This is a genomic window from Streptomyces kanamyceticus, assembly GCF_008704495.1.
Taxonomy (GTDB): domain Bacteria; phylum Actinomycetota; class Actinomycetes; order Streptomycetales; family Streptomycetaceae; genus Streptomyces; species Streptomyces kanamyceticus.
The window spans coordinates 4898387-4914428 of sequence record NZ_CP023699.1 but is presented as its reverse complement, the minus strand read 5'-3'; the positions used below and the strand labels follow the sequence as shown (position 1 = coordinate 4914428).

Genomic DNA, 16042 nt, shown 5'->3' with positions numbered 1-16042 from the left:
AACTAATTCCGGGTAGGCTGGCCCCATGGCCGAGAAGAGCGCTCCCAGCACCCGCGACCGGATCGTCGCCGTCTCCGCACGCCTCATCCAGCGGCAGGGGTACGTGGGCACGGGCATCAAGCAGATCGCCAAGGAGGCGCAGGCCACGCTCGGCTCCGTCTACCACTTCTTCCCCGGCGGGAAGGAGGCCGTCGCGGTCGCCGCGATCACGTACAGCGCGGAGGAGTTCGCGGTGATGCTGCGCGAGGGGCTCGCCGGGGAGGGGGATCCCGCTGCCGCCATCGAGCGCTGCGCGGGTGAACTCGCCGTCGGGCTGCGGGAGTCGGGCTGGACGGACGGCTGCCCCGTCACGGCCGCCGCCCTGGAGACGCTGGGGACGGATTCGGAGATCCAGCGGGTCTGCGCGGAGGCGCTGCGCGGCTGGGAGGGGATCGTCGAGGAGCGTCTCCTCGGTTCCGGTTTCGCACCCGAGGACGCGCGGGAGGTGGCGACGACTGTCATCAGCGCGCTGGAGGGCGCGGAGGTGACGGCTCAGGTCGCGAGGAGCGAGGAGCCGTTGCGGGCGGCGGGGCGGCAGATGGCGCGGTTGGTGCGGTCGTACGAGGGGTGAGCCTGGGCCTGACCTTCAGCGGGCGGTCAGGCCCGGCTGCGTGCTTGCGTCGTCGTACGCGTTACGTCCCGGCCAGGACTGCTGGGACCGGTGTCTCCCGCATGACCTTGCGACCGGGGCTGCGCCCGTGCGTCATGGCGAAGGGAAGGCGCCGAGCTGGCGTAGTTGGGTGAGGACGTCGACGATGCCGCGGACCTCGGCGACCCGTCCTTCGTCGGTGAAGCGCATGATGAACATCTCGCTGTACGTCACGGTCTTTCCGGTGGGCTGAAGGCCCTGGTACTCGCCCAGGTGGGTCCCGGTCACCGTGTTCCTGGAGACGACCCTGTCGCCTTCCGCGATGGTCTCCTCGATGGTGACGTTGATGTCGGGATACGCGCGCAGCAGCGTCCGCCACACCTGCTTCATGGCCTCCGGTCCCGTCAGACCGTTCGGCACCGGCGCGTGGAAGAGCACGTCCGGGGTGAAGAACTCGTCGATGGCCTTCGAGATGGCGTCCAGGTCACGGCTGTTCGCTGCGGAGTGGAAGTGGTGGAGCAGCGCGGTGTTGCGTGATGCGTCCGTTGCCGACATGGGGCTCTCCTCGGGTGTCTGTGCCGGATGCCGTCGTAGCAGTACGACGGCACAGGGCCCGAGGACGTGACATGGCTCAGCGCCCGCGTGCTTTGAGGGTGCGGAGGAGGCTGGCCAAGGTCGCGGGGCTGGTGAGCAGTTCGGTGGTGGGGGTGTCGCTCTCGCGTATGTGGATCTGCGGGCCGGTGGCGGCCAGTTCCACGCAGGTGTTGCCGTCACCGCCGTCGGAAAAGGTGGACTTCTGCCAGTGCAGAGCCGGGGTCATGGGGTGCGCCTCACAGTTCCTTCGACAAACGATGGATGAAGTCCCGCGACGCCGTGGGATCGAGCGACGCCTTCTCCACCTTACGGAACAATGTTCGAAGCTGATTCAGCTGCGGTTCGGCATCGATGAACGCGGTGCCAGTGGGGGCATCCCGTAGTCCGGTGTCCAGTTGGGGTACTGGACCGCCGGTGTACATCATCGAGGCTCCGCCTCATGCTCACCCTCCACTGCCTGCCCCAACTCTCCGACGTCGCCGAGCTTTTGGCGACAGAGCTGGTGACCAACGCCGTACGCCACACCAAGGGCCCCGCCGCCCTCCGCGTCCGCTACGCCGACGGAGTCCTCCGCATCGGGGCATGGGACGCCGACCCCACGCCACCGGCCCCGCCTCCACGCGTCGCCGCCGTCGGCGCCGAGCAGGGCCGGGGCCTCGACCTCGTACGGGCCTGCGCGGACGGCTGGGGCTGGTATCCCGTGGCCACCGACTCCGGGAAGTACGTCTGGTGCGAACTCGGCGCCGCGTAGCTCGTTGATCACGCCGAACAGAAAGGAGAACTGATGGTCAGCTCGTCACATGAGGCGATGCACCGGATCTTCCAGAAGGACACGGCTCTGCTGATCCGCTCCCTCCAACGTCTGCTCCACGTTCCGTTTCCGGAGCCCAGAGACATCATGGCTCTCGACGTGGACCTCACGGAGATCGAACCGATCGAGCGCCGCTGCGACACCCTGTTACGGGTGGACACCGATGAAGGCAACTATCTCTTCGTCATCGAGTCCCAGGGCAAGAAGGACGAGGCGAAGCGCGGCAGTTGGGCCTACTACCTCTCGTATCTCCACGAGAAGTACCGCTGCGAGCCGGTGCTGATCGTCGTGACGCAGAGCGCGGCGACGGCCCGCTGGGCCGCGAAGCCCATCCAGTTCGGCTTGCCGGGCTGGCCTTCGCTCACCGTGCGCCCGCTGGTTCTGGGGCCCGACAACGTGCCGGTGATCGTGGACCGGCACGAGGCCGAGAGGGATGTCCCCCTTGCGGTGTTCTCGGCGATTACGCATGGAAGGGGACCTGGTTCCGCCGCCATACTGGGGGCACTGGCCACGGCCCTGGAGACGATCGACACCAACAGCGCGGCGGTGTTCGCGCAGCTCACCCGGTCCGGTCTGGTGGACCTCCGGGCAAGGGAGATCTGGGAGGAACTGATGATGTCGACCAAGTACTTCTTCGACCACCCGTTCGCGGTGAAGGAGCGGGAAGAGGGCCGGGAAGAGGGGCGGGCTGCGGATCGGGTCGAGGCGATCCTGGAGATCCTTGAGGCGCGGGAGCTTTCCGTGCCGCCGTTGGTTCGCGAGCGGGTGAGTGCCTGCACCGATATGGAGCAGCTCAAGGCGTGGACCCTGCGGGCCGTGCGCGTGACCGACGCGGCCGATCTGTTCGACGGTGACGAGGCCTGACGTACGCCCGTCTGCTGATGCGCGAAAGTCCCGGTGCCACCCCCGTGATTCAGGGGGCAGCACCGGGACTTTCCAGCAATCCGTCTCGTACCGCTACGCGGCCGGCTTCTCCTCCAGGCGGGGGAACAGCACCGCGCCCTTCGTCACCGTCGCACCCACGGGGAGCTGGCCCCACGTCGCGGCGTTCTGGACCGGCTGGGCGGACAGGGCGCCGAGGGATGCCTCCGCGCCGAGGGAGTCCCAGAGCTTCTGGGACGTTTCCGGCATGACGGGGTTGAGGAGCACCGCCACCGCGCGGAGCGACTCCGCCGCCGTGTAGAGGATCGTCGCCAGGCGGGCCTTGCCCTCCGGTGAGTCGTCCTTGGCCACCTTCCACGGCTCCTGCTCCGTGATGTAGCCGTTGACCTGCTTCACGAAGGAGAAGATCGACAGGATGCCGGACTGGAAGTCCAGGTCCTCGCCGATCGCTCGGTCGGCGTCCGTGACGGCCTTCGTCAGGCCGTCGTGGATCGCCTTCTCCGCGTCGCCAGACGCCGTAGCCTCGGGCAGGGCGCCGTTGAAGTACTTGCCCACCATCGCCGCTACGCGCGACGCGAGGTTGCCGTAGTCGTTGGCCAGCTCGCTCGTGTAGCGGGCGGAGAAGTCCTCCCACGAGAACGAGCCGTCGCTGCCGAACGCGATCGCGCGCAGGAAGTACCAGCGGTACGCGTCCACGCCGAAGTGGTAAGTGAGGTCCTGCGGCTTGATGCCCGTCAGGTTCGACTTCGACATCTTCTCGCCGCCGACCATCAGCCAGCCGTTCGCGGCGACGCGACCCGGCACCGGCAGGCCCTGCGCGAGCAGCATCGCGGGCCAGATCACCGCGTGGAAGCGGAGGATGTCCTTGCCGACGAGGTGGACGTTCGCGGGGAAGGTCGAGGCGAACTTCTCCTCGTTCGCGCCGTAGCCGACGGCCGTCGCGTAGTTCAGGAGGGCGTCGACCCAGACGTAGATGACGTGCTTGTCGTCCCAGGGGACCGGGACGCCCCAGTCGAAGGTCGAGCGGGAGATCGAGAGGTCCTGGAGGCCCTGCTTGACGAAGTTCACGACCTCGTTGCGCGCCGACTCGGGCTGGATGAAGCCCGGGTTCGCCTCGTACAGGGCGAGGAGCTTGTCGCCGTACTCACTGAGCTTGAAGAAGTAGTTCTCCTCCTTGAGGAGCTCCACCGGCTTCTTGTGGATCGGGCACAGCTTCGTGCCGTCCTCGGCCTCGATGAGGTCGCCGGGGAGCTTGTACTCCTCGCAGCCCACGCAGTACGGGCCCTCGTAGCCGCCCTTGTAGATCTCGCCCTTGTCGTAGAGATCCTGGACGAACTCCTGCACGCGGTCGGTGTGACGCTTCTCCGTCGTACGGATGAAGTCGTCGTTCGCGATGTTCAGGTGCTCCCAGAGGGGCTTCCAGGCCTCGGTGACGAGCTTGTCGCACCACTCCTGGGGGGTGACGTCGTTCGCCTCGGCCGTGCGCATGATCTTCTGACCGTGCTCGTCCGTGCCGGTGAGGTACCACACCTTCTCGCCGCGCTGACGGTGCCAGCGCGTGAGCACGTCCCCTGCAACGGTCGTGTAGGCGTGGCCCAGGTGAGGAGCGTCGTTTACGTAGTAGATGGGGGTCGAGACGTAGAACGCCTTCGCGTTCTCGCCCGCTCCCTGCTTCTCGGATCCAGTGGCCGCCATGGTCGAAATCCTAACGGCCCGATCGAGATCGACTCACATTGATATCAGGGGGCGGACCCGGGGGTTCCGGGGCCCGGGTCCGCCGGTCCCGAGCGCTACGGGCGCCAGGATGCCAGGACGCCCTCGTACAGCTCCTTGTCCGTGAGCTCGCGCGGGGCCGGGCCCGCGTGGAAGAACGCGGCGTTGTCCGCCTTCAGCTTGCGGAGGTAGTCGAAGCCCTTCGCGTCGTGCTCGCCGAACGCGACGAACTGGAAGAAGAGGGGGTGGGCGGCCGCGTCCTTCAGGGCCTGGGTCGCCACGCCCTTCGCGTCCGGGGGGCCGTCCGTCTGGAACACGACGAGGGCGGGGGTGCCGTTCTCCTTGTGGTCCGACTTCTCGTAGTGCGCCACGACCTCTTCGATCGCCCGGTGGTAGCTGGTGCGGCCCATGCGGCCCGCCGCGGCGTGCAGCTCGTCGACGCGGCCCTCGTACTCGGGGAGCGTGAGGGTGCCCGTGCCGTCGATCTCCGTCGAGAAGAAGACGACGTGGACGGTGGCGTCGGGGTCGGTGTGGGCGGCGAGGGCGAGGACCTGCTCGGCGAGGCTCTGCGCGGAGCCGTCCTTGTAGAACGGGCGCATGGATCCGGAGCGGTCCAGGACGAGGTAGACGGGGGCGCGGGTGCCGGTGAGGTTCCTCTTCTTGAGGGCGGCTGCGGCTGCCTTGTAGGCGGTTGCTAGCCCCGGGGCTTTGGACTTGACGGTGGCGAGAGTGCTGGCGGGGGCGCCTGCACCGGGCTCCTCGGCGGGGTCAGCCTCAGGCTGGGGGGCGTCAGCCTGCGGCTCGGGCTCGGGCTCGGTGGCCACGGGCTGCGCCTGCGGCGCGGGCTCAGTGGCCTCGGGGTCCGCCTGCGGCGCGGGTGCGGTGTCCTGGTCGGACGACTGGGTGCCCTCGTTCTCGGAGCTCGGCGACGTGGGCTGTGCCCACCCGTCCCGCCCAGCGGGACGATTGCCCACAGCGGCAGCGGCGTTGTCCGCAGCGTCCGGCTCCTGGGCGGTGAGTGGCTGGGTGTCCTCGGCCTTGGGGTGCGGCGGCGTGGCCACAGCGGCAGCGGCGTTGTCCGCAGCGTCCGGCTCCTGGGCCGTGGGGGGCTCGGCGTCCGCGGTCTCGGTGCTCGGCGGCGTGGCCTCAGTGGTGGCCTCCGCAGCGACAGCCTCCGTGGCGTCCGGCTTCTCGGCCGTGGGGGGCTCGGCGTCCGCGGTCTCGGGGCTCGGCGACGTGGCCTCAGTGGTGGTCTCCGCAGCGACAGCCTCCGTGGCGTCCGGCTTCTCGGTCGTGGGCGGCTCGGCCAGCGCGTCCTCGCTGCTCGGCGACGTCGCCTCAGCCGTCTCCTGCGCCGCAGGCGCCTCCGCCTCCGTCTCCGTCGCGTCCCGCTTGGCCGGGGACGGGATGGCAGCGGTCGGTTCCGGCGTCGGCTCGGCCGAGGGGGCCGGGACCGTGATGTTGTCGAAGGCCGCTGCCACCAAGTCGTCCACCTCCGAAGGTGACGGCTCGGGGGACGGGGAAGGGACCGATGCCCTGGGGGTCGGCTCCGGCGTCGGCTCGGACGACGGGGCCGGGACGCTCACCGACACCGACTGCTCAGGCGCCGCCGCAACCTCGGGCGACGCCGCAACCTCGGGCTCCCGTGCCTCCGGAACGCTCTCCTTGCGTGACCGTCCGAACGCGTTCCGCAGGCGGTTCAGAATGCCCATGTGCGCAACCCTTCGCGTGAGTTGATTCCCGAAAATCCCTGGCCAGGGCGGACACGTAAGGTTAGCCGCCGCCCGGGGCGATCTTGGGCAGGGTCGCCCACCGTCACCCGGCCGAACCACCCCGCCCCCGCAGCCTCGCGCCAACTCCCTCCCGTGCGCCACGGATTCACCCTCCGTTCACCCTCCGGCCGTCGCCTTGCCGAATACCGCCCATACCGTCACGGCGAAAACCGGCCACGCCACACGACGGAGGACCCGTGCGCACACTGCTGCCGATCATCACCTCGCATCAGGGGAGCGGCGGCCGTTCCGCCCTGACTTGTCGGTTCCGTTGCGGTGACGCTTGTTTCCAGGAAGTCCCGAACACCAGCGAGAACGAGTACGTCGGCGACGTCATCGCCGGTGCGCTGAGCCGTCGTTCGATGATGCGTGCCGCCGCTGTGGTGACGGTCGCCGCCGCCGCGGGCGGCACGGTCATAGCGGGGCCGGGGGTCGGCGAGGCAGCCGCCGCCGGACATAAGGAGGGCAAGCACGGCAAGGGCAAGGCGGCCCGCGGGCTGCGCTTCTCGCCCGTCGCGCCCAACACCGACGACGTCGTCACCGTTCCCGACGGATACGAGCAGAACGTCGTCATCCGCTGGGGCGAGCCCATCCTGCGCGGCGCCCCCGCCTTCGACGCCGACCGGCAGAGCGCCAAGGCGCAGGCCGGACAGTTCGGGTACAACAACGACTTCCTGAGCCTGCTGCCGCTGCGCCGTGAGCACGGGCGGCAGGTCCTCGTCGCCAATCACGAGTACACGGACGAGATCCTGATGTTCAAGGGGTACGACCCCGAGAATCCGACCCGTGAGCAGGTCGAGGTGGCGTGGGCCGCGCACGGCCTCTCCGTCGTCGTGGTCGAGGGGGAGCGCAGGAGCGGGAAGCTGCGCGCCGTCTCGCGGCACCAGCTCAATCGGCGGCTCACCGCCACCAGCCCCTTCACGCTCTCCGGGCCCGTACGCGGCAGCGAGCTCGTCCGCACCAAGGCCGATCCGCGCGGCACCACCGTCCTCGGCACCCTCAACAACTGTTCGGGCGGCACCACCCCTTGGGGCACCACGCTGCACGGCGAGGAGAACTTCAACCAGTACTTCGCCAACGCCGAGAAGGTGACGGACCCGGTCGCGGCCGCCCGGCTCAAGCGGTACGGCGTCGTCGGCGCCGCGTCCGAGCGGAAGTGGGAGCGGTTCGACCGTCGTTTCGACCTCGCGCAGGAGCCCAACGAGGCCAACCGGTTCGGCTGGGTCGTCGAACTCGACCCGTACGACCCGGAGTCAACCCCGCGCAAGCGCACCGCGCTCGGCCGCTTCAAGCACGAGGCCGCGCAGCCGCGCCTGACGCACGACGGCCGCCCGGTGGTCTACATGGGTGACGACGAGAAGTTCGACTACTTCTACAAGTTCGTCAGCAGCAAGCGCGTCGCCAAGGGGACGTCGCGGGCCGCGCACGAGCACAATCTGACGCTGCTCGACGAAGGCACGCTCTACGTCGCCAAGCTCACCGGTGACTCCCCCGCCGCCGACATCGACGGCTCGGGCAAGCTGCCCGCCGACGGGGAGTTCGACGGGAGCGGGAGCTGGATTCCGCTGGCCACCGCCGGGCCCGGCGGCAAGGCCGTCTCGCACGTCGAGGGCATGACCGCCGAAGAGGTGTACGTCTTCACGCGCTTCGCCGGTGACAAGGTCGGGGCGACCAAGATGGACCGGCCCGAGGACATCGAGCCCTCGCCGCACACCGGCAAGGTGTACGTCGCGCTCACCAACAACTCCGACCGGGGCAAGGCGGGCAAGGCCGGTGCGGACGAGGCCAATCCGCGCAACCTCAACAAGCACGGGCAGGTGCTCGAACTGACCGAGCGCCGGGGCCGCGCCGAGGCGACCACGTTCGCCTGGTCGTTGTTCCTCGTCGCCGGTGACCCGGAGGACCCCTCGACGTACTTCGCGGGCTTCCCCAAGGACCGCGTGTCCCCGATCTCCTGCCCCGACAACGTCGCCTTCGACCCGCACGGCAACCTGTGGCTCTCCACGGACGGCAACCAACTCGGCTCGCACGACGGCCTGTTCGGGGTTGCCACACGCGGTGAGCGGCGCGGCGAGCTCAAGCAGTTCCTGACCATGCCGACCGGCGCCGAGACCTGTGGGCCGCTCGTCCAGGACCGGCGGGTGCTCGTCGCCGTGCAGCACCCGGGCGAGGTCGACGGCGCCTCGGTGGAGAAGCCCGCGAGCGCGTGGCCGGACGGGCCCGGCAAGATCGTCCGGCCGTCCGTCGTCTCGGTGTGGCGCGCGGACGGGTGCGACATCGGCGTCTGAGCGTAGGTACGTACGCGTGACGAAGGGGCGCTCCGCGACTCGCGGAGTGCCCCTTCGTGCGTGCGTCGGTCGGCGATCAGCCGTTCTGCTTGCGGCGGTACACCGCGAAGCCGAGACCGGCCGCGCCGAGCGCCGCCATGCCGCTGCCCGCGGCGATCAGCGGGGCGTCGTCGGAGGCGCCCGTCGTGACGCCTTCGGCGCCCGCCTTCACGCCGCCCTTCGGGACGACCTGGTGAGAGTCCTTCTTGGGGACCGGCTTGGGGGTCGGCTTGGTGCCGTCGTGGTGGGTCTTGCCCTCCACCCAGGACTTGATGGTGCCGTCGGGGTTCAGGGTGACGTGCAGGCCGTTGTTCTGGCCGGAGGCGGACCTGCCGTTGGCGTCGAGGGTGTCGAGCTTGGCGCCGTGTGCGTAGATGTCGGCCTGGTAGTGGTTGGGGCCGATCTTGTAGATCTTGGCGAGGGAGCCGTCTGCGAGCTTGGCGTCGCGGACGAAGACGCGCTTGTCGACCGGCTTCGGCTTCGGCGGGGTGGGCTTGGCCTTCATGGTGATGGTGCCCTCGGGCGAGAGCGTGAAGGTGTTGCCGCCGATCGTGCTGGTCGTGGACTTGGCGTACGCGGTGAGCGTGCCCTTGGTCGTGCCGTTCTGGGAGATCGCCGCCTTGGCGCTGCGGGCGGAGACGTTGACGTCGACCTTCGCGGACCAGCCGTTGCCGAGGTTCGTGGTGCCCTTGGACTCCCAGCTGCCCGGCTTCGGCGTCTCGTTGTCCTTGTCCTTGCCCTTGTCGTTCCCGGTCTGGTCCTTGTCCGTCTTGTCCTGACCAGTCTGGTCCTTGCCGGTCTGGTCCTTGCCGGTCTCGTCACCGGCTGCGACGTGGCCCTGCGGGGTGACAGGGGCGTCCGAGGCGAACGCCGCCGTCGTCGGGACGGCGAGCGCGGCGATGGCTCCGGTGGCGATGGCTGCGGTGCGGAAGGTACGGCGGGTGGCGCGCATGGCGGTGACTTCCCTCGTTGATGGCGTGTCCGTGTTTGTGCCCCTTTGCGGTGGCGACAGATACGAAGTTACGGGCGCCATGTGTGCGTCATCCGTAGGGAAGGTAACAAGTGGCCGCAGTACGTGACCCAGTACCGTAAAACGGCTAAATGTGCAGGTCAGGGCGGGTGGCGCCGAAGGTCACCGGGTGGCTGGGACCAAGGTCCCGTCGGGCGTTCCCCGGGTCTCGCCGGGTGTCCCCCGCGTCTCTCCGGCCTGGAGGAGCCACTCCGTATAGGCGGGGGACTGCCCGGCCGCCTCCCAGTACGCGGCGTCCAGCTCGCCGTACACCGCGTTCAGCTCGTCCTCGGTGCGCGCGGCCACCAGGAGGCGGACGCCCAGGGGGTCGCCGTGCAGGGGGCGTACGGCCATGTCGGCGCGGGCCCGCGAGGTCGGCTGGCAGAGCGCGACCACCTCACCGGTCGCCACGAGGGACGCCGCCGTGTGGTAATCGCCGTGCAGGACACGGGGGTTGAGTCCGGCCGCGATCAGGACGCGGCGCAGTCCGTCCCATTCGCCGTCCACCGTCGGGTCGACCATCCAGCGGTCCTCGGCGAGTTCCGAGAGTCGTACGACGGGTCTGTCCGCCGCAGGGTGGTCCGCGGCCAGCGAGATGAACTGGGGCTCGCGGTCCAGGAGCACGCGTCTTCGCAGGGTCTCGGGCAGCCGCAGCGGACAGCCCTCCACCTCGTGCACGAACGCGACGTCGAGCTGTCCCGCCGCCACCATGCGCAGCAGGGCGTTGGCGGACACGTCCATCTGGAGCGAGATCTCGGTGCCGGGCAGGCGGCCGCGCAGCTTGCGCAGCCAGCCCGGTATGGCCCGGCTCGCCGTGGAGCCGATGCGCAGCTGCGGTCCCTCGACGGCGCGGGCCGCGGCCGCCTTGGTCTCGCTGACCAGGGCGCGCATCTCGGTGACGAGGGGGCGGGCGCGGCTGAGGACGACGCGGCCGAGCGGGGTCGGCCGGCACCCGGTGCGCTCCCGGGTGAAGAGCTGGCCGCCGAGCGCGTGCTCGATGCGCCGCAGCTGGGTGGTGAGGGACGGCTGGCTCATGCCGAGTTGGCGCGCCGCCTTGTGCAGGCTGCCGGTGTCGGCGATGGCGCACAGTACGCGGAGGTGCCTGACCTCGAGCTCCATGGTCGATGAGAGTAGAGGCGTCGCGCCCGCCGCACCAGACGCCCAAACCCCCTGAGAACCAGCCGTTCTGGGCAGGCCGGGACCGGGTGATAGCCCCGAGCTATCGCCAGTTGCCATCATCCCCAGGGGCCTCATGCTCCCCGACACTCACAGGCACCGAACCGTTCACCTTTCATCGACCGCCCCAACCGGTCGTCGAACGAATTAGGGAGCCCCCCACACATGAGCAAGCGATACCTGTCTGTCGCGGCCGTCCTCGGCCTCACCGTCGCCGGTCTCGGCGCGACCTCGGCCACCGCCGCGACGACGACCTCCACGGCGTCGGGCCAGGCCTCGGTCTCGGCCTCGTACGCCAACTACGCGGGGTCGCCCGCGGAGGCCAAGGCGAACAAGGCGTTCTTCGAGGCCGTGGTGAAGGCCGTCGCCGAGAAGCGCGCGGCCAACCCCGGCGCGAAGTCCGTGACCGTCACCTACGACGCGTCCGGAGCCCCCACCTTCGCGCAGCAGATAGCCAACTCGACGTCCATCTGGAACGCGGCCGTCTCCAACGTCAAGCTCCAGGAAGGCAGTTCGGGCGCGAGCTTCGAGTACCGCGAGGGTGATGACCCGCGCGGCTCGTACGCGAGCACGGACGGGCACGGGAGCGGGTACATCTTCCTGGACTACGCGCAGAACCAGCAGTACGACTCGACTCGGGTGACCACGCACGAGACCGGGCACGTGCTGGGTCTTCCTGACACGTATGACGGGCCGTGCAGTCAGCTGATGTCGGGTGGCGGGCCCGGGCCCTCCTGCACCAACCCGCAGCCTGACGCGAATGAGCGGGCGCAGGTCAATCAGTTGTGGGCCAATGGGCTTGCGAAGGCTCTGCACAAGGTCAACAAGGGCTGAGTCCCGGTCGGCTTGGGTGGGGTGGGGAGCTGCGGGTCGGCTTCGGCTGGTCGCGCAGTTCCCCGCGCCCCTTAACGGGGCCCCTTATGGAGCCGTCGCGATTGCTCTCGCTGCTGCTACCTCCTGGCGTAGTGGTTCCAGGACGCTGTTCTTGGGGCCCAGGGTGAAGTCCGTGCGGACCTCCTCCAGGGTGTCGGATGTGCGTAGGCCTTGCGCCAACTCCTTGAGTTCGCGGGCTACTTCGGCCACCTCGTCCGGCTTGGGGGGCTCCGCGCCGTGCCGGATGCGGACCCTTGCCGCGGTCGTGGTGTCCAGGATCCGTTCGACCGCGACGACCAGCGGCCACCAGGCGGCGGCCCGTGTTCCGGTGGGTGGTGGCTCGGTCAGGGCGCGTTGGAACTCGGAGCGGATGACGGACAGGTCGCGGTAGAGGCCGCGTCGCATGCGGGCGCGGGCCGCCGGGTCCTGTGCGGTGCCGAACGCGCAGTCCACGTACGTCGCGGTGTCGGCCACCGCGTCGGCGAGCCGGTCGCCGATCCGCGTGCCCCAGCTCTCCGGCCACAGCAGATAGCCCGCGACGAGCGCGATGGCGCAGCCCATCAGGCTGTCGACCAGGCGGGGCAGGACGAGGCCCAGGCCCTGGTGGTTGAGGATGTCCGACAGGAGCAGGATCACCGGGGTGATCGCTGCCGTCTGGTAGCCGTAGCCGCGGGTCGTGAGGGCCGGGATGAGCGGCGCCAGCAGCATCATCACGGGCACGTCCCACCAGCCGTGCGGCACTTCCGCGAGGACCGCCGCGGCGACGACGAGACCTGCCGCGGTGCCGAGCGCGCGGAGCACGGCGCGGGAGAAGACCGAGCCGAAGTCGGGCTTGAGGACGAACGTGATGGTGAGCGCCACCCAGTACGACCTCGGTACGTCGATCAGCGACACCAGGGACTGGGCGATGCCGATGCAGAGCGCGAGCCGCAGGCCGTAGCGCCAGGACGCCCCGGACAGGATGACGTTGCGGGCGGCGCGGCGCGCCCGGACGCGGAGTGCGGCGGGGCGGCCCAGGCGGTCGTCGGTCTCGATGGCGCCGAGCGGATCGGGGTCGTTGAGGGTCTCCGCCGCGTGCCGTACGGCGTGGTCGAGGGCGCGGCCCGCGTGGTCGTGCGGTTCGGAGAGCCGGTGCGCCGTCCGCGTGGCGGGGTCGTCGCCCGGGGTGTGCGTGGCCGCGCCCCGCTCCACCGTGGCGGCCAGGGCGCGGACCGCCGCGGGCACCTCGGGCGGCAGGTGCGCGCAGGCGTGCCGGGCGGCCTGGTGGGCGGCGGGGGCCGCCTCCACGATGGGGGTGAGGGCGTTCAACTGTGCTACCAGGCGGACCAGTTCGGGGTTGCGGCCGTGGTCGCGGGCCCGGCGGGCGAGGACCAGGTCGTAGCTCTGGTTGAGCGATGCCGTCACGGCGGTGCGCGCGTCGTCGTACGCGTCCGTGCCCGCGGCGTCGAGGAGCGCGGCCACGCTGCGGTACGAGGCGGCGACCGCGGCCCGCTCCGGGACCCCGGACCGCAGCGGCCAGGCGAGCAGGGCGAGGGCCAGGACGAGGAGGCCGCCGCTGGTCATCAGGAGCGGGGCGAGCCACCACTGTCCCGGCATCGGGAGTCCGGCGCCGACCACGCAGTTGAGCAGCAGGAGGAGACCGGAGACGGAGGCGACCGCGCCGATCGTCGACATCATCCCGGAGACGAGCGCGACGAAGGTGACCGCGCCGACCGCGAGCCAGCCCTGCCCGAAGACGAGCGAGCCGAGGGTGACGCCGAGGGCGCCGAAGAGCTGCGGCACCGCGATGTTGAAGATCCGCATGCGGTAGGCGTCGGCGGTGTCGCCGATGACTCCGGACAGGGCGCCCATCGAGGCGAGCGCGCCGTACGTCGGTTGGCCCGCGAGGATGCCGACGGCGAGCGGCAGCGCCATCGCGACGGAGGCGCGGGCGACGGCGGCCCAGGGGATGGGGGCGGACTGCGGCTTGAGGGACCTGACCAGCCAGTCCGGGGGGGCGAGGGGCCTCAGGGAGACCGGACGGGCGGGACGGGGCGCACGGGGCATGTGCCCATTATCGGTGCTTTATGTAACTTGCTCTGGCCGGGGGATCAACGCTCTGTTGCGGGCTTGTTCGTTTTGTGGTCGGGCTTCTTCTTCTCGTGGTCCGGCTCGTTCGTCCGGTGGTCGGGCTCGTTCTCCTTGTGGAGGGTGAGCGTGACGACCAGGGCGCGGTGGTCCGTGTCGCCGATCTCCAGGAAGCGGGCGTCGCGGGCGGCGAAGTCCGGGGTGGCCAGGACGTGGTCGATCTGCGCGCCGAGCGGGGCGGGCGCCGCAGCGGGCCAGCTGGGCGCGCGCGAGGAGCCCGCGAGTCGGGCGGCGTCGCGCAGGCCCGCGTCCAGGACGTCGCGGAAGGCGGCGTGGTCCTGGGTGGCGTTGAAGTCCCCGGCGACGATGGTGGACGCGCCGTCGCCCGCCGCGGCGTAGTCCTGGATCTTCCGGAGCTCGGAGCGCCACAGGCCGACCTCGCGGGGCACCGGCGGCATGGGGTGCGCGAGCTGGATCCGCACCGGGTGCCCCCGCACGTCGGCGACGGCGCCGGGCATGCCGAGGGTGGCGTCGATGCCCTTGGCGCTCTTCAGCGGGACGTTGGCGAGGATGACGGAACCCTCGGCGCCGTTCGCGTCGACGGCCGCGCGGTAGGGGTAGTCGGCGTGCGGCAGTTCCTTGCGGAGCAGCGCGGCGCAGGCATGGTCGCACTCCTCGACGAAGAGCAGATCGGGCCGTTCCTCGCGCACGGCGCGGATCAACCCGGGGGTGCCCTGGCCGAATTCCACGTTCGACGTCAGCACGCGCAGCTCGGCGACGGCGGCGCCCTTCGCGTCGTTGGCCTGCCCGTACGGCTCCATGTACCAGGCGACGAGCCCGAGCGCGGCGACGCCCCACAGCATGCCGACGCGCCACCGCGCGAGCACGGCCAGCAGGAGTCCGGCCCCCGCGGGGACGAGGAGCCAGGGCAGGAAGGCGAGGATCTGGGGGACGGGGGTGAAGCCGTCGGAGTCGGCGACGCGGAAGCCGATGACGGCGGTGACGCCGCCGAGGAGCAGGGCTGCGGCCCAGGCGGCTGTCTTGCCCACGCGGCGCGGAGCCTCCCCGTCGGCCTCGTCCTCGGTGTCGCGGATGGCCGTCGTGGTGTCCAAGGCGTCGGCCTCTCGTCGTCGGGTTCTTGCTGCCCGAATACTCCCTCAGAGACGAGGCTCGACCGAGGGCGGTTGCCCGGTCGTGCGGGTGCGGGTCCGTTGTGGCTTGTCGCGCAGTTCCCCGCGCCCCTTGTCGGGACCGTGCCTCAGTCGTCCGAGTAGCCAGAGGCCCGCCGCCACCAGCAGGCCCGCCCCCGCGACGATCCATGAGGTCGTACGGAGGGTCTGCGTCAGGGTGTCGTACACCGCCTCCGCCGCGTCGTGGGAGAGGTCGGGGGGCAGGTCGTCCAGGGTGAGCGCGCGGCTGATGGCCACGGCGATCAGGAGCGCGGCGGCGGCGAGGGCCGCACCGAGCGCGAGGATGACGAGGGCGCGGCGGCGCCGGGTGGCGAGCAGGACACCGGCCACGGCGAGGACGGCGGCGGCGACCGGCACCCACACACCCGCCACCTGAAGCGTGTGGAAGACCGTCCGCAGGCGGCCGAGGTCCTGGGACCGCATGATCGTGACCTCGGTGTGCTGTACCGGGATGCGGCCCGCGAACGGTACGCCGTCGTCCTCCAGTTGCTTCTTGACCTGCTCGGTGATGGGCGCGAGGTCGATGGTGACCTCGCTCTCCGAGTCGTCGTTCAGGGCCCGCATCACGGCGTCGTGGGCGGCACGGTTGGCGGCGTTCCACGCGGTCTGGAAGGCGGCGGTGCCGGTGAACGAGCGCACGGCGTCGCGTACGAAGGACTCGACGGTGCCCCGCAGCGGCCCGATGTCGACCTCCTTCATCACCGAGTCGGTGACGCCGTCCGTGACCGCGTCCGTGACGGCGTCGCGCACGGCGGGGTCGGAGGCGAGCGGCGCCATCGTGGCGACGTAGTTGTCCGTGTCCCCGATCTCGTACTTCGCCCAGGTGGACAGCGTGCCGAGCGGGACGAGGAGGCAGGCGACGACGAGCAGGACGGTGGACAGGGCGGACGCGGCGGACCGGGGGCTTCGGACGCTTCGGGCGCTTTTCGGCACGCATCCCAGGCAAGGCCCCGGTCACGCGGGGCGCGACCGGGGTGACTGCATATGGGGCAACGGACGG

The 16042-nt window shown here is 70.5% G+C and carries 14 protein-coding genes and 1 pseudogene; 5 read left to right on the top strand and 10 right to left on the bottom strand.

The window, feature by feature from the left end:
- Positions 1 to 25 precede the first annotated feature (25 nt).
- Positions 26 to 610: a TetR/AcrR family transcriptional regulator gene (locus tag CP970_RS20745; protein ID WP_055551186.1), complete on the top strand. Its 585-nt coding sequence runs from the start codon at positions 26 to 28 to the stop codon at positions 608 to 610.
- A 132-nt stretch (positions 611 to 742) separates the two neighbouring features.
- Here the strand turns inward: CP970_RS20745 and CP970_RS20740 are convergent, their stop codons facing one another.
- The 3 genes and pseudogenes from CP970_RS20740 to CP970_RS20730 all read right to left on the bottom strand — a co-directional run.
- Positions 743 to 1183 carry an ester cyclase gene (locus tag CP970_RS20740; RefSeq protein WP_055551188.1) on the bottom strand — a complete coding sequence of 147 codons (441 nt, stop codon included), beginning with the start codon at positions 1181 to 1183 and terminating at the stop codon, positions 743 to 745.
- Between the two features lie 76 nt (positions 1184 to 1259).
- Positions 1260 to 1448 (bottom strand): DUF397 domain-containing protein, encoded by a 189-nt coding sequence (locus CP970_RS20735; RefSeq protein WP_055551190.1) that lies wholly within the window; start codon positions 1446 to 1448, stop codon positions 1260 to 1262.
- A 10-nt stretch (positions 1449 to 1458) separates the two neighbouring features.
- Positions 1459 to 1656: pseudogene (locus tag CP970_RS20730) on the bottom strand (transcriptional regulator); the annotation flags it as partial.
- On the opposite strand from CP970_RS20730, the gene CP970_RS20725 reads away from it, so the two are divergent.
- Complete coding sequence (locus CP970_RS20725) at positions 1626 to 1973, top strand: ATP-binding protein (protein WP_055551192.1); 348 nt, start codon at positions 1626 to 1628, stop codon at positions 1971 to 1973. The pseudogene CP970_RS20730 and the gene CP970_RS20725 sit on opposite strands and share 31 nt — an antisense overlap.
- A gap of 33 nt (positions 1974 to 2006) precedes the next feature.
- Positions 2007 to 2897 carry a hypothetical protein gene (locus CP970_RS20720; RefSeq protein ID WP_055551194.1) on the top strand — a complete coding sequence of 297 codons (891 nt, stop codon included), beginning with the start codon at positions 2007 to 2009 and terminating at the stop codon, positions 2895 to 2897.
- Between the two features lie 93 nt (positions 2898 to 2990).
- Here the strand turns inward: CP970_RS20720 and metG are convergent, their stop codons facing one another.
- Both metG and CP970_RS20710 read right to left on the bottom strand, forming a co-directional pair.
- Entirely contained in the window at positions 2991 to 4610 is a 1620-nt protein-coding gene (gene metG / locus CP970_RS20715; RefSeq protein WP_055551196.1) for a methionine--tRNA ligase, read from the bottom strand.
- Between the two features lie 95 nt (positions 4611 to 4705).
- Positions 4706 to 6109, bottom strand: a complete 1404-nt coding sequence (locus CP970_RS20710) for a VWA domain-containing protein (RefSeq protein ID WP_317987162.1) — start codon at positions 6107 to 6109, stop codon at positions 4706 to 4708.
- A 488-nt stretch (positions 6110 to 6597) separates the two neighbouring features.
- Here CP970_RS20710 and CP970_RS20705 point away from each other — a divergent pair, with 488 nt between their 5' ends.
- The gene (locus CP970_RS20705) at positions 6598 to 8688 is read left to right on the top strand and encodes a PhoX family protein (RefSeq protein WP_055544328.1); all 2091 of its coding nucleotides are present in this window, start codon (positions 6598 to 6600) and stop codon (positions 8686 to 8688) included.
- A gap of 76 nt (positions 8689 to 8764) precedes the next feature.
- Here the strand turns inward: CP970_RS20705 and CP970_RS20700 are convergent, their stop codons facing one another.
- Both CP970_RS20700 and CP970_RS20695 read right to left on the bottom strand, forming a co-directional pair.
- Entirely contained in the window at positions 8765 to 9679 is a 915-nt protein-coding gene (locus CP970_RS20700; protein WP_055544327.1) for a hypothetical protein, read from the bottom strand.
- A gap of 180 nt (positions 9680 to 9859) precedes the next feature.
- Positions 9860 to 10855, bottom strand: coding sequence for a LysR family transcriptional regulator (locus CP970_RS20695; RefSeq protein WP_079043209.1), 996 nt, complete (start codon positions 10853 to 10855; stop codon positions 9860 to 9862).
- 222 nt (positions 10856 to 11077) lie between these two features.
- Here CP970_RS20695 and snpA point away from each other — a divergent pair, with 222 nt between their 5' ends.
- A complete protein-coding gene (gene snpA / locus CP970_RS20690; RefSeq protein WP_055544326.1) occupies positions 11078 to 11746 on the top strand; it encodes a snapalysin in 669 nt (222 codons plus the stop codon).
- An 84-nt stretch (positions 11747 to 11830) separates the two neighbouring features.
- Here the strand turns inward: snpA and CP970_RS20685 are convergent, their stop codons facing one another.
- Genes CP970_RS20685 through CP970_RS20675 form a run of 3 tightly spaced genes read right to left on the bottom strand, consistent with a single transcriptional unit; the run spans position 11831 to position 15975 of the window.
- Positions 11831 to 13831: an FUSC family protein gene (locus CP970_RS20685; RefSeq protein WP_150493677.1), complete on the bottom strand. Its 2001-nt coding sequence runs from the start codon at positions 13829 to 13831 to the stop codon at positions 11831 to 11833.
- A gap of 44 nt (positions 13832 to 13875) precedes the next feature.
- Positions 13876 to 14964, bottom strand: coding sequence for an endonuclease/exonuclease/phosphatase family protein (locus CP970_RS20680; RefSeq protein ID WP_063806117.1), 1089 nt, complete (start codon positions 14962 to 14964; stop codon positions 13876 to 13878).
- Between the two features lie 45 nt (positions 14965 to 15009).
- Complete coding sequence (locus CP970_RS20675) at positions 15010 to 15975, bottom strand: Trp biosynthesis-associated membrane protein (RefSeq protein ID WP_107098961.1); 966 nt, start codon at positions 15973 to 15975, stop codon at positions 15010 to 15012.
- Positions 15976 to 16042 lie beyond the last annotated feature (67 nt).